The organism is Sphingobacterium sp. CZ-2 (assembly GCF_004526235.1).
Lineage (GTDB): Bacteria > Bacteroidota > Bacteroidia > Sphingobacteriales > Sphingobacteriaceae > Sphingobacterium > Sphingobacterium tenebrionis.
The window spans coordinates 1,582,228-1,596,578 of record NZ_CP038159.1 but is presented as its reverse complement, the minus strand read 5'-3'; the positions used below and the strand labels follow the sequence as shown (position 1 = coordinate 1,596,578).

The window sequence follows — 14,351 nt, the reverse complement described above, 5'->3', positions numbered from 1 at the left end:
CTTACCTTCTTACCTGACTATGGTGTACTAAAATTGCCGATTCCTTCTTCTTTGGTTCAATGGCCGTGGTTCTTAATTTTATGCTGTCCTTTTTATTCTTCGTACTATCTTTTTTCAGTTTGGGATCTTCTTTTTCTACCTTAACTTTTGGTTTCGGTAGGAGGTTTCCATTGTAGATCCTGTCCTGAATATATTTCGGTAAGGTAATGGTATCCTTCAGGTATTTCTCCACCAGCATACTGGCAATAGGCGCCGCCCAGGTACCACCATATCCCGCATTCTCCACGAATACGGCAATAGCAATCTTAGGGTTCTCCCGAGGGGCAAAGGCAAAGAATACCGCATGGTTCTCCCCATGAGGGTTCTGAACCGTACCGGTCTTTCCGCACATTTCAATGCCTGCGATCCGAGATGCAGCACCTGTACCACCTTGATTGACCGCCTGGCTCATTCCCTCGATAACCGGTTCGTAGTATTTGGCATCCACACCTGCGAAGATCTTCTCCGTAAATTCTTCCTTCACGATCTGTTTTTCTCCGATGCCTTTGATCAGGTGCGGGCGATAGTAAAATCCACGGTTAGCCACAATGGCCATCACGTTCGCCATCTGAAGCGGGGTAATACCCAAGGCATCCTGCCCGATGGATAGGGAAATGTTATACCCAGATTTCCACTTGTCGCTTCCATAGCGTTTGCTATAAAAATTGGAAGTAGGAACCAAACCAGTTTTTTCTCCCGGCAGGTCGATCCCCAATTTACCGCCAAGACCAAATTTCAAAAGACCATCACGCCAAAGGTCATAAGCTTTATAGCTGGCCATTCCTCGACCATCGATCATCTTGGCATATACATAACCATAGTACGTATTACAGGACATCTTGATGGATTTCACCAAGCCTGTTGCTCCATCCACGTGGGTACAGCGCATAATCGCACGTCCACCACCATAACGGTAGCCTCCAGGACAATAAAATACCGTCTGTTCATTGATCACGCCCGCCTGTTGCGCTGTAAGGGCTGCCACGACCTTGAAGACAGATCCTGGGGGATAGGATGCTTGTATCGGCCGGATAAACATCGGATTGTTCGGATCCTCCAATAATTTCATGTAATTGTTTCCGCGTTCCCTGCCGACCATCAAATTAGGGTTATAACCCGGACTACTGACGAAGGTCAGGATTTCCCCAGTGGAAGGTTCGATAGCGACTACCGAGCCCAGTTTGTTCTTCATCATCTTCTCGGCCAAAACCTGGAGTTCCTTGTCCAAGGAAGAAACCAAGCCTTCTCCAGAAACAGCCGTAGTATCGTATTTACCGTCCATGAAAACCCCTTGTGGCCTGTTAAGGGCATCCACCATCCTGTTCTTTACACCACGTTTCCCACGTAACAAATCTTCATATGCACGTTCAACGCCCGATGCCCCAATATAATCTCCCGAACGATAGAAACCATTGGATTTTTTAATGTCATTTTCGTTTACCTCTTGGATATAACCCAAAAACTGCGGGGCTATGCTGTCTGGATAGTGCCTTACCGTTCTTTTCTGAACATAAAATCCTCGAAATTTATAGCGTTGTTCTTCAAAAGGAGCAAAAATCTGTATTGGTACCTGCTTCATAAAGGCAGATTGGCGATATGGCGACTCCGCTCTAGCTTTTTTCATGCGTTTATTGAAATCCGCTGTATCGATCTGCAAAAGTTCACAGAATAGGAGGGTGTCAATATCCTTAACCTCTCTTGGGGTCACCATAAGATCAAATACCATTTCGTTCTCCACCAACATCTTTCCGTTCCTATCCAAGATTACCCCGCGTGCAGGATAGATAATCTCCTTCCGCATCACATTATTGTTCGCAGAAAGCAAATACCGATCATCGATGATCTGTATATAGAACAATCTTATTACAATAACCAATGCGATGGCTATAAAAATCCCCTGAATAACGAACTTACGATTGAAGAAACTATTGTTCATGAAATGAACCCTTTACTATGTTAATTGCCTAATAATCTTGATTTCCGCCTATAAACCAGCAAGCTGATCAGCATGATTAACAAGATAGTGAAAATACTGCTCAGTAGAATGCTCAACAGCGTACTTAAGTAATTAGAAAAACTAAAATACTCCACATGGAAGAGTACGATATGATGTACCACGGTACCTATTGCGATGTATGATAAGAACCATTTGGATCCCATGTTGCCCAAGGCAGGCGTTTCAAAGGAATTCTGTGCATCCACGTCCAGGGTGATCTTATGGAAAAAGATCCTGAACCAGGCCAAAGCAACACATGCTGCCGCATGAACTCCGATGGAATCGTAAAAAGCATCTACTGTTAATCCAGTGGCGAAGGCCAACAAGAATAGTATAAAATTAGGAATATTGATTGGTAATAAAAAGATAATCAAGATATAAGGAAAGGGGGTTGCCAGGTTATAGTAACCCACATTCTTGAACAAGACCACCTGCAGAGCAATCAAGGCCACAAACCGAAACAGATTAAATAATACCACACTACCCATTGTTATCCTCCGTTTGAGTTTCTAACAAATTTTTCTCGTTCTCCAAAAGGTCCTTCACTACATAGACATGGTTCAGGTTACTGAAATTGGTGCGCAGCCTGATCTTCACATCCAAGAAACTCTCACCCGATACAATCCCTGTTTCTTCCACCGTGCCAATCTCGATCCCTTTCGGGAACAAAGAAAATCCGGAGGTATAGATCTTCATGCCTTTTTGCACTTTCACATGGTTCGGAATATCCCTAACCAACGCAAATCTAGGATCCACATTGTTTCCCCAAGCCAGCGAACCGAACACATTGGTGGTGTCCAAGGTCACGGAAACCCGGGTATCTGGATGCAATAAGGATTGAATCGTGCTGAAATGAGGAGAAACATTCAATACTACCCCAACAACTCCATTGGACGTGATAACGCCCAAGCCTTTTTCCACGCCTTCGGACGATCCCTTATTGATGGTGATGAAATTGCTCTTTTGATGTATACTGTTGTTCACCACCTCGGCGATGGTAAACCGATAACGGTTTTCTTCGATGGAATCAGCGATCTGGACAGAGTCCAAGGTATCGGCAAGAATGAATTTCTGCAATTGCTGTCTTAATTCAGCGTTCTCCTGTGCCAGGTTTTTGTTCGTCTCTTCCAATGCCAAATAGCTTTTCCAAGAGTTCAATTTGTCGTAGAAAGAACCTACGACCACATTAGAGGAATTGACGAATGCAGAACGTTGGTAGCGGTTGTTTTGGACAACCAATAAAAGAGATACGGTAAAGAACAACACAAACCAAAAAAAGGCATTGTATCTTACCAAGAAAAGCCAAAGGTTTTTCATTCTAAATCTCTTTTAATAGGTACGCGATATAACGTGCTGAGAGACATTATATCGCGTACGGAATAAGTATTGTTCATTAATTACTGCATCAAGAACTTGAAACGTCCAATGTTCTTTAATGCGATCCCTGTTCCGCGTACAACCGCACGTAGTGGGTCTTCAGCAACGTGAACAGGTAATTTTGTTTTTGCTTGGATACGTTTGTCCAATCCTCTCAATAAAGCACCACCTCCAGTTAGGTAGATACCTGTTTGGTAAATATCAGCTGATAATTCCGGAGGAGTGATCTCTAAGGCTTTAAGGATAGCTTCTTCGATCTTAGAGATGGATTTATCCAAACAATGTGCAATCTCGGTATAGGATACGGTAATCTGCTTAGGAATACCGGTCATCAAATCACGTCCTTGAACAGCAAAATCTTCTGGTGGATCGGTCAGCTCCGGAAGAGCAGCCCCCACTTCGATCTTGATCTTCTCTGCCGTACGGTCTCCGATCATGATGTTATGTTGACGACGGATGTACTGAACGATGTCCGAGTCAAAATTATCTCCCGCTACACGAATGGATTGGTCGCAGACGATACCCGATAAGGCGATAACCGCAATCTCGGTCGTACCACCACCGATATCGATGATCATGTTCCCTACAGGCTCTTCTACATCAATCCCGATACCCACAGCAGCTGCCATAGGTTCATGGATCAAGTAGACCTCTTTTGCTCCTGCAATCTCTGCAGAGTCGCGTACGGCACGTTTTTCCACCTCGGTGATACCAGAAGGAATACAAACTACCATACGTAAAGATGGGAAGAACCAGGATTTTCCTTTATTGATCAGTTTGACCATGCCTCTGATCAGGTGTTCTGCAGCTGTGAAATCCGCAATTACCCCATCGCGCAATGGTCTTACTGTTTTAATATTATCGTGTGTCTTACCCTCCATCTGCATGGCCTGCCGACCGATGGCAATTACCTTATTTGTCGTGCGGTCAAATGCTACGATAGATGGCTCGTCAACTACTACTTTGTCATTGTGAATGATCAGGGTGTTAGCTGTACCCAAGTCTATTGCAACTTCTTGCGTAAACCAATTAAAAAGCCCCATTTATTTGTGAAAGTATATTGTAAAATTTAAATGCAAACCTAATGAAAAAAAATGGTTTTTATATAAAGCCGCTTCCATAAAAATGTTCATTTTACGAAGAACTTTTTTATTTTTTCGATATCTGGTATTGCTAACGAAATCCACTGTCAATTATTGTGTGGTCACCCCGATATAATAATTGAAGGTATCCGCTTTTATGGTCTCCGTGGTCTGCCCTTCAAAACGGTGCGTAGACCATTTCGTAGTCGGTTTTATCAATACCTTTTTACCATCTTTATCGAAGATGTGGACCGGCATATGGAAGTTGTCGACCTCTGAATTCCAGCGGATTATAAAGGATCCCGGGCGACCAGCATTTCTGATCTCCAGCGTAGGGATGCTTTTTCGTTGCACATACTGTTCAAAGACCTTGCTCAGGTCTATGCCACTGTGTTCGGTCATGTATTTCAAAATGTCGTTGTAATCCACGGTCTGGTGGTAGAAGGTCTTGTTCATACCCCTCAAAATCGCTCGCCATTTCTCGTCATCATCGATCATCGTGCGGATCATATTGTGTAACACACCGCCTTTGTTGTACATGTCGCCAGATCCTTCCTTATTCACATGGTATGGACCTTGAATAGGTGTTTGATTGGTAATCCCTCTTCGGTTACCATTGACGTATGCCTGGCTGGCTTCTTTGCCATAGTAATAATCGATGAACAGGGCCTCCGAATAATTGGTGAAGCTTTCATGGATCCACATATCGGCCAGATCCTTTGCGGTGATGTTATTGCCGAACCATTCATGACCGGATTCATGCACCACGATGAAATCCCATTTCAATCCCCAACCTGTGCCTGATCCGTCGCCACCCAGGTAGCCATTCTTATATTTGTTACCATAGGCGATCGCACTTTGATGTTCCATACCCAAATGGGCGGTCTCTACCAGTTTATAGCCATCTTCATAAAATGGGTAGGGCCCGAACCAGTGTTCAAAGGCTTTCAGGGTTTCTTTGGCGTTCTTCTTCAGAAAATCGATCTTGTTCGCATTCTCTTTCAGCACATAATAATCCAGGTCCAGTTTCCCTTTTTCACCAGCATATACTTCCTTGAAATGGGCATAGTCACCAATGTTCAATGCCACATTGTAATTATTGATCGGGTTATCCACTTTCCAATGGTACTTGGTGTAATTTCCTTTCAGTTTTTCGGTTTTAACAAGCCTTCCGTTGGAAACATTCATGACGCCATTAGGTACTGCAACAGAGATCATCATGCCGTTTACCTCATCCGATTGATGATCTTTGTTTGGCCACCATACACTCGCGCCAAGCCCCTGAACAGCGGTCGCGACCCAAGGTTTGCCCTTGCTGTCTTTCTTCCAGTCAAACCCACCATCCCAAGGCGCTCTGGTGGCTTGTATCGGGTTCCCGGAATAGAAAACGGTAAACGAATCTTCCGTTCCTTTTTCCAGGTAGTTTGGGAAAGTGACAAATACCGCATTGTATTCCCTCGTAAAAGGCAGTTCCTTTCCTTTATAAACGACTTTGTCTACAGAGAGGTTATCGAACAGGTCGAACTGAAGTTTATTGAATCGATCTACTACCTTGAACTGGAATTCATTGCTGCCGCTGATGAATTTATTGTCTATATCCACCTTGATGTCCAAGTGGTAGTATTGGATATCATAGCAGGTTCTCAAAGGTGTCAATTCCCCTCGTAGGGAATCTGCCTTGGTATAGATTTCTTTGGCCTTCATCAATTGGGCATGTCCGGTCTGTGTGCCAGCCATCAGCATCAATCCCAATAAAAAAGATTTTCCGTTTAACTTCATGATCGATATGAGGATATTATTTTGGTTATTTCTTGTTGTTGGTAAAATAAGAAGATATTTCTGATAAACTAAATGCGTTCAAACATTTTTCTTTGGTCAGGCCGCCTTTACGTGCCACATAAACGCCAAATTCCATGTCCAGATGTCCTTCTTTTCGGTGCGCATCGGGATTGATGGAAAGGAGGACGCCTTTTTCCAAGGCATATTGCTGCCAGCGCCAATCAAGATCCAAGCGTAATGGATTGGCATTGATCTCAATGACCACCTGATTTGAGGCACAGGCATCGATGACTTTTTTATAGTCGATGGGGTATCCGGCGCGAGATAATAATAACCTTCCTGTCGGATGTCCAAGTATCGTGGTATAAGGGTTTTCAATAGCTTTGATTAACCTATTAGTTGCTTTTTCTTCCTCCATTTTCAGGTTGCCGTGAATCGATGCTACCACAAAATCGAATTTGGATAGGATCTCGGCTGGATAATCCAAAGAGCCATCGCCCAAAATATCCGACTCGATCCCTTTGAATATTTTGAAAGGAGCAAGCTCTTGGTTCAATTGGTCGATCTCTCGCCATTGTTCTTCCACGCGTTCAATAGAAAGCCCATTGGCATAGACTGCTGTTCGGGAATGGTCGCAAATACCCAGGTATTCCAGCCCCAGCTCGTTTTTGCAATAGTTGGCCATATCTGCCAAGCTATGCACACCATCGGAATAGGTGGAGTGGTTATGGAGACTTCCTTTCAGATCTTGATAGGTAATGAGGGTAGGTAGGCTATTGGTTTTCGCCAATTCGATTTCCTGATTGCCTTCGCGTAGTTCGGGTTCTATATAAGCTAATCCCAAGGATTGGTAGATTTCCTCTTCTGTTGGCAAGGATTTTAGCTCGCCAAGGTTTTCCAATTGCTGGATATGTAGGGGAGAACCGGTGGTTAAGAGAAGGTTCTTGGCGAAATCGGAAGCAGGAGTAGGGATGACCTCAAAGGCAAACCCATTCTCTTCCCGGAAGCTGATCCTGCCGCTTTCCTGGTTTATATCCATTTCAAATTCCAGCGATTTAACCAGTTGAAGGGCTTCTTCAGATGTTCCTTCGCACAGGATTTGTACCTGCTGTAAAACTTCCATCTTTCGACGGTAATCTCCTGTAAACGAGAGTTTATTGCTTGTTTTTTCTTGAAGGTTTTTGATTAGGTTTTCCGCAAAGGGCATTACCCTTGCATAGAGGAACCAACCTTGGTTGGCGATGGAAAACTCAATGGATTTCTTGATGTCTTCTTGGGTTTTTAAGCCGAACCCCTTGGCTTCGACCAAGCGGTTTTCATTACAGGCATAATACAGCTCGCCCACGGATTCGATCTCTAAATCCTTCCAGATGATCTGGATTTTCTTTGGACCGAGTCCCTTGATCTTTAACATTTCGATGATGCCCTCCGGGGTTTTCTCGATCAGTTTTTCTATTTCAGGGAACGTGCCGGTGGTTAAAACTTGTAGGATTTTCTCAGCGGTACTTTTCCCGATATTGGGTTGCTCGCTCAGTTCTTCCAGGTTGGAAGTGCTGGCCGCAAAAGGTAATTTATCTATTCGGAAGGAGGCGTTCGCCATAGCTTTGGTACGAAAGGAATTCTCATTGTGAAGCTCCATGAGTTGTCCACATAATTTGAAGACTTTAGCTATGTCTTTATTTGTCATGATTGTTTTTGTTTAATGAGGATGGTAAATATGCGAAGATAATCTATCTTTTAATAATATACTTCATTAAGAAAAGGCTAATGGTGAAAAAATATGTCATTGGGTTCGGCCTCCTCGCAATGACGGAGGCTCTCCCAATGACGGAGGCTCTCCAAATAACTAGAAAACTAACAAAAACAAAAAAATCCTGAGGTGGGGAACCTCAGGATTTTACCAAACCAATTATTAACCTAAATTATGAAATTTTTACTCTTTTGCTTTTCTTTAATACATAAACGCAAAGCATATGCCTATCGTATATCTCCCCCTCCATATTAACAAATTTTAACAAAACTTCCTTCGCACTGAAAGCATGTTCTAAGTGCCATGTAAGTGAGGTGTAAGTGCTAAAAGATACTTAAACCCTACTTACATCCCACTGACAATATACGTACATACCGAACCAAAAAGAGGCCGCATCTAACTCGAAAGTTTTGATACGGCCTCTTTAACCTTTATCTAGTTTGTTTTAATACGCTTTATTTTCAGCTTTTACTTTTGGTTCTGGCTTTGGTCTTTCGTACTTATGAATAATCAACCTGATACCCGAGTTCTTCGTTAAAAATTTGATGGTCCAGTTCACAAAAGTCACCACCCTGTTCCTAAATCCAAAGATAGATACCAAATGCACGAACATCCAGGTCATCCAGGCCAAAAAGCCTTTCATATGCAGGCTTCCCATATCCACAACCGCACGATTTCTTCCTACCGTAGCCATGGATCCCTTATCAAAATACTTAAAACCCTTACTTTCCTGTTTATTGAGCGCATTCATGATATGCTCTGCCACATATTTACCCTGTTGTTGCGCCACAGGAGCAACCCCTGGCAATCCACGAGGATTCTCCTCCGTGATCATAGCAGAAACATCGCCAATCGCATACACATCTTCCAACCCTTCAACTCGGCATTGCTCATCAATACGGATACGGTTTCCACGTTCAATGATTTCCGGACTTAAGCCTTCTGGCATCTGTCCCATAACTCCCGCTCCCCAGATCACCGTCTTAGTAGGAATCTGTTCGCCGGAAGATAAGGTGACCGTATTGCCATCATAGCCTGTAACTACCGTATTCAAGGTCACTTTCACACCCAATTCATTCAAATAACGCTCCGCATCACGGGATGATTTTTCCGAAAGGGCGCCCAAAATCTTTCCTGTACCTTCTACCAGATAGACCTTCATCTCATAGGTAGAAAGTTCTGGGTAATCCTTTTTCAGCATATGCTGTTGGTATTCTGCAATCGCACCAGAAAGTTCAACCCCCGTTGGTCCGCCACCCACAACCACAAAATTCAAATAACGCTCTCTATCGGAGGTATTCTTCCGAAGGACAGCCTCTTCCAGATTCTGGATCATGTAGGAACGGATATTCAAGGCTTCCACAATACTCTTCATCGGAAGGGAGTATTTTTCCACTTCCTTGTTGCCAAAGAAATTGCTGGTAGCTCCTGTTGCGATCACCAGGTAATCGTAATCGTAGTCGCCTACCGATGTATGCACTATTTTTTCAGCGGTATTGATCTGTTGGACCTCTGCCAATCGAAAACGAAAGTTCTGTTGGTTCTTGAACATTTTCCGAAGTGGAAAAGAGATGGAATCCGATGCTAGGGTTCCGGTTGCCACTTGGTACATCAAAGGTTGAAAAGTATGGTAATTGTTTCTGTCGATCAATAATACTTCAACTTCCTTGTTCTTCAGTCGGCGGGCAACTTCCACCCCTCCGAAGCCAGCACCTATAACGACAACTCTTGGAAAGTTTCTCTCAGAACGATTTAGCAACATCATATGTTTCTTTAAAAGAATTTTAAAATAAGGTACAAATATCTGACATTTTATTGCATTATCTATTAAATAATTGCATTAATTTTAGATTATGCCCCCTTTTCTTAATTAAACAATCTCCTATCTTATTTGTTCTCAAGGACTTAATTCCAACTAACTAAGTGTAAAAAGTACACTTATAATTTTTATTGCAAACTGCCCCTGATCTTAATATGCAGACCTTCATTTTCCGGATGCAATCGAATCTGGCATGCCAATCGGCTTTGCGAATCCGCATCAGGAAGGGTGTCGAGCATGTCCAGTTCCTGATCTTCAGGTTCTGAAAGGTTTTCTGCGCCGGCCAATACTTCTACATGGCAGGTGGCGCAGAGTGCCATTCCTCCACAGGTCGCTAGGATATCGTATTCTGAAGCCTTCAGGATTTCCATCAGGCTCAGGTTGACGTCGGTAGGTACTTGCACCTCTTGGGTGCTGCCATCGCGGTCTTCTACTTTTATGGTGATGATATCTTCCATGTTCTAAAATGCGTTTACTCCATTTACGGTGGTGTATTTAAAACTCAACTTCTGATCCGGATACACATATCTGAAGGCGCTTTGTGCCATCAAGGCAGCTTCATGGTACCCACAAAGAATCAGTTTCAATTTTCCGGGATAGGTATTGATATCGCCTATCGCAAAGATGCGTTCAATATTGGTGGAATAATCGAAGGTGTTTACTTCGATCGCGTTCTTGTCGATCTGCAATCCCCAATCTGCAATAGGTCCCAGTTTCGGGCTAAGGCCATACAGTGGGATAAAATGATCGGTATCCAACTGGATGGCCTCCTTGTTCTTATTGATCAAGGAAATGCTTTCCATATGGCCATTTCCGTTCAGACTTTGCAGGTTATGGGAGAGTAGCAGGTTGATCTTTCCTTCCTGCGCCAAGTGGTATACTTTTTCCGCAGAATCTGGAGCCCCTCTAAAACTATCGCTCCGGTGTACCAAGGTGACTTCTTTGGCTACATCACTCAGGAAAATAGTCCAGTCCAAGGCCGAATCACCCCCTCCAGCGATCACAATACGTTGGTCACGGAATCTTTCCGGATCCCTAACCATGTAGTGTACCTGTTTTCCTTCATAGTTTTCCAGGTTCAGGATCTCCGGCTTACGGGGCTCAAAACAACCCAATCCACCAGCGATCACCACTACCTGACAGTGGATCTGTGTTCCTTCAGATCCCAGCACGATATAGCTTCCATCATCTTGTTTCTGAAGCGCATCAACGCGTTCCCCCAAACTGAAGGTAGGATGGAAGGGCTCGATCTGTTTCAACTGATTGTCGATCAGCTCCTGTGCGGTAATGCTCGGATATCCAGGGATATCGTAAATGGGTTTATGGGGGTAGATCTCGGAAAGTTGTCCGCCGATCTGAGGCAAGGCATCGATTAGATGGCAACGCATCTTTAATAATCCAGCTTCAAAGACAGCGAATAGACCAACGGGTCCAGCTCCGATAATGCATATATCTGTTGTTATCATAGCTATGTTGTTTCTAGATTTGAATAGATCTTGTTTAATATTCTGGTAAAATGTTGGAAGTCCTCGTCTGTTAGGTTCTCCCAGGCTTTCATACGGAATTCCTTCACGAGCGGAGCAAGTTTTTCGACTTGTTGATTGCCCGTTGAGGTCAATTGAATATGCAGGCTACGACGATCGTTGGGGTTTTCCACCCGCATGACCAATCCTTTTTTCAACAAGAGATCAATGATCCTGGTCATGGTCGGCTGATCCTTACCACATTCATCTGCAATCTCTTTATGGGTAAGGTCCTTCGCTTCGTAAAGCGTTTTGATGACCGTCCATTGATCTACCGTTAGATCAATGCCATGGCTGGAAAAGGAGGTCTGGGCATACTGTTTTACCCGCCTGGCTGTCCGATCCAGGATGAATGAATATTGATTGAATTTTTCCTTTAGCATAACAATTATTAGTATGACAAGTAAATGTACGGAATGTTTAAATAGGATTGTTATTTTTAGTTGGATATTAATGGGATTTTTGGAAATTTCAACGATGGAATGACAAATCAACCCCCTAAAGATTTTTAAGGGGTTGAGGGGTTATTTTTAATAAAAAACCCGCCAATTTATTTGGCGGGTTATATTTTCTATAATTAAATTAAAAACTTAATAGATCCACTTAAAGTTATACTCTTTTTCTGGAATCTTGATTCGATCTGCTAATCGTAACAAACGATCAGGTAATTTCATGAGGTAATCCCTTGCTTTTTCGCCTTTTTCGTTCAAACCGCCTACTTGATCAATCTTCCATTCCGCGATAAGTTCTTTAAGGATATCCACGTAATCCACCGCAGTATAAACTCCTAAGCGTTGTGCCGCATCGGAGAAATGCGCAAAGGCATCTCCTTGTGGCTCTCCTGATTCACGTAGAAAATGCGCTGGCATCACGATCTTCTTTTTCATCATGTCTTCAAAAGCCAACATCACCTCGCTAGGATCAACCACCAGGGCATGGGAAATAAAGGACATATAGGCCTTGGCATGTCTTGCCTCATCTGCTGCAATAACACCACACATTTTAGCTAATAATTTATCTCCTGATTTTTTGGATAAACCTGCAACCCTTCTATGGGAAACATTTGTTGCCAATTCCTGAAAGGAAGTATAGATAAAGTTGCGGTAAGGATCGGCCCCTGTACCGATATCAAAACCATCCTTGATCAGGTACTGTAAGGAGATTTCGAATTGACGCATGTCAATACGACCGGAAAGGTAAAGGTATTTGTTCAATAGATCACCGTGGCGATTCTCTTCCGCTGTCCAAGCACGAACCCATCTCATCCAGCCGCCTTGCTCGTTCTTGTCTACGTCCTCAACCATAGTCAACCAAGATTCATAGGTCGGAAGCGCCTCTTCAGTCACCGTATCGCCGATTAAGACTGCGACAAGGTCGTAAGGAAGTTCTTTCGCACTTTCCTGCAGATCGCGTACTTCCTCAAAAAAAGTATCACGTGAAGAGTCTGGAAGAAAGTCGGCAGGTTGCCACATGTCTTCCACAGGTTTCAGGTAATCCGCCATTTCATTCAACATGAATGGTTCCAGATACGTCATCACCTCTTTCCTAGAGCCTTCTGGTATGTTCAAAGGTTGTTCTTGCATAATTAAACAAAGGTAATTAAACTTAATTTAATATATATCTAAATTTTGTTAATTGGATTTTGTTTTAAAGATGTTCAAATATTTTATTACGTTCATTTAACGGAATGTCTGCTCGATTGTTTTTAATATATATTAACTTTGTAGAACTTTTATCAAAACTGGAAAAATTGAACAATTTAGATATACAGGCGATACGCGCAGACTTTCCGATATTGAAACGTGAGGTGAATGGAAAGCCTTTGGTATACCTCGATAATGGAGCAACCACTCAAAAACCCCAAGCTGTAATCGATGCCATCATGGCTTATTATACCGATATGAACAGTAATGTGCACCGTGGTGTGCACTATCTGAGCCAAATATCAACTGATGCCTTTGAGGTTACACGTCGTAAGGTTCAGGAGTTCATACATGCGGAGCATGATTATGAGGTCATCATTACCAAAGGAACTACGGATAGTATCAACCTGGTAGCGACCTGTTATGGGCAAGAATTTGTGCATGAAGGGGATGAGATCATTATTTCGGCGATGGAGCATCATTCGAACATTGTGCCTTGGCAGATGTTGTGTGAGACTAAGAAAGCGGTTTTGAAGGTTATCCCGATGAACGAGGCTGGTGAATTGGATATGGACGCTTATGCTGCTATGTTGAATGATAAAACTAAATTGGTTTCTGTAAACTATGTCTCCAATGCCTTAGGAACGATAAATCCGATCAGGGAAATTATCCGTTTGGCTCATGCTAAAAATGTACCGGTTCTGTTGGATGCTGCACAAGCTGTACAGCATCTGAAAATTGATGTTCAGGAATTGGATGTGGACTTCTTGGTCTTTTCTGGACATAAAATGTACGGACCGACCGGAGTAGGGGTGTTGTATGGTAAAGAAAAATGGTTGAACGCCATGCCGCCTTACCAAGGTGGTGGTGATATGATCAAGGACGTTAGTTTTGAGAAGACCACCTATAATGAATTGCCTTTTAAATTTGAGGCTGGAACGCCAAATATCGAAGCTGGAATTACCTTGAATGCAGCGATCGATTATATCAATTCCCTCGGATTGGACAATATCAAAGCATATGAAGATGATTTGTTGGCCTATGCAACGGAGCGTCTGCAGGAAGTGGAAGGGATTCGCTTTATCGGAACTGCCAAAGAGAAATCCTCGGTGATCTCCTTCGTGGTAGATGGCACCCATCCATATGATATTGGGGTGATCTTAGATAAATTGGGAATTGCTGTTCGGACAGGGCATCACTGTGCTCAACCGGTCATGGAGCAATATGGAATTCCTGGAACAGTTAGGGCAAGTTTGGCGGTGTATAATACAAAAGAAGAGATAGATGCATTGGTTGCTGGCGTGAAACGCGCAGTTGCCATGTTGGTTTAAGCCTTTTCAGGT

The 14,351-nt window shown here is 43.2% G+C and carries 12 protein-coding genes; 1 reads left to right on the top strand and 11 read right to left on the bottom strand.

Annotation, left to right across the window (positions count from 1 at the left end):
- Position 1: 1 nt before the first annotated feature.
- The 11 genes from mrdA to E3D81_RS07150 all read right to left on the bottom strand — a co-directional run bounded on the left by mrdA (position 2) and on the right by E3D81_RS07150 (position 12,948).
- Positions 2 to 1,975 (bottom strand): penicillin-binding protein 2, encoded by a 1,974-nt coding sequence (gene mrdA, locus E3D81_RS07200; protein WP_099365312.1) that lies wholly within the window; start codon positions 1,973 to 1,975, stop codon positions 2 to 4.
- Positions 1,976 to 1,995: 20 nt separating this feature from the next.
- The gene (gene mreD / locus E3D81_RS07195; RefSeq protein WP_099365313.1) at positions 1,996 to 2,523 is read right to left on the bottom strand and encodes a rod shape-determining protein MreD; all 528 of its coding nucleotides are present in this window, start codon (positions 2,521 to 2,523) and stop codon (positions 1,996 to 1,998) included.
- On the bottom strand, positions 2,516 to 3,352 hold the full coding sequence (gene mreC, locus E3D81_RS07190; protein WP_099365314.1) for a rod shape-determining protein MreC: 837 nt from the start codon (positions 3,350 to 3,352) through the stop codon (positions 2,516 to 2,518). Before mreC ends, mreD begins: the two co-directional genes overlap by 8 nt.
- Before the next feature lie 80 nt (positions 3,353 to 3,432).
- Positions 3,433 to 4,455 (bottom strand): rod shape-determining protein, encoded by a 1,023-nt coding sequence (locus tag E3D81_RS07185; RefSeq protein ID WP_093098220.1) that lies wholly within the window; start codon positions 4,453 to 4,455, stop codon positions 3,433 to 3,435.
- Positions 4,456 to 4,605: 150 nt separating this feature from the next.
- Positions 4,606 to 6,273, bottom strand: a complete 1,668-nt coding sequence (locus E3D81_RS07180; RefSeq protein WP_134776958.1) for a M1 family metallopeptidase — start codon at positions 6,271 to 6,273, stop codon at positions 4,606 to 4,608.
- A gap of 25 nt (positions 6,274 to 6,298) precedes the next feature.
- Positions 6,299 to 7,960 carry a DNA polymerase/3'-5' exonuclease PolX gene (locus E3D81_RS07175; protein ID WP_134776957.1) on the bottom strand — a complete coding sequence of 554 codons (1,662 nt, stop codon included), beginning with the start codon at positions 7,958 to 7,960 and terminating at the stop codon, positions 6,299 to 6,301.
- 508 nt (positions 7,961 to 8,468) lie between these two features.
- Positions 8,469 to 9,785 (bottom strand): NAD(P)/FAD-dependent oxidoreductase, encoded by a 1,317-nt coding sequence (locus tag E3D81_RS07170; protein ID WP_134778410.1) that lies wholly within the window; start codon positions 9,783 to 9,785, stop codon positions 8,469 to 8,471.
- 185 nt (positions 9,786 to 9,970) lie between these two features.
- The gene (locus E3D81_RS07165; protein WP_099365318.1) at positions 9,971 to 10,300 is read right to left on the bottom strand and encodes a 2Fe-2S iron-sulfur cluster-binding protein; all 330 of its coding nucleotides are present in this window, start codon (positions 10,298 to 10,300) and stop codon (positions 9,971 to 9,973) included.
- A gap of 3 nt (positions 10,301 to 10,303) precedes the next feature.
- Entirely contained in the window at positions 10,304 to 11,308 is a 1,005-nt protein-coding gene (locus E3D81_RS07160; RefSeq protein WP_134776956.1) for an NAD(P)/FAD-dependent oxidoreductase, read from the bottom strand.
- Positions 11,309 to 11,310: 2 nt separating this feature from the next.
- The gene (locus tag E3D81_RS07155; protein WP_134776955.1) at positions 11,311 to 11,748 is read right to left on the bottom strand and encodes a MarR family winged helix-turn-helix transcriptional regulator; all 438 of its coding nucleotides are present in this window, start codon (positions 11,746 to 11,748) and stop codon (positions 11,311 to 11,313) included.
- Between the two features lie 207 nt (positions 11,749 to 11,955).
- Complete coding sequence (locus E3D81_RS07150; protein WP_134776954.1) at positions 11,956 to 12,948, bottom strand: acyl-ACP desaturase; 993 nt, start codon at positions 12,946 to 12,948, stop codon at positions 11,956 to 11,958.
- Positions 12,949 to 13,115: 167 nt separating this feature from the next.
- On the opposite strand from E3D81_RS07150, the gene E3D81_RS07145 reads away from it, so the two are divergent.
- The gene (locus E3D81_RS07145; RefSeq protein ID WP_245153308.1) at positions 13,116 to 14,339 is read left to right on the top strand and encodes an aminotransferase class V-fold PLP-dependent enzyme; all 1,224 of its coding nucleotides are present in this window, start codon (positions 13,116 to 13,118) and stop codon (positions 14,337 to 14,339) included.
- Positions 14,340 to 14,351: the final 12 nt, after the last annotated feature.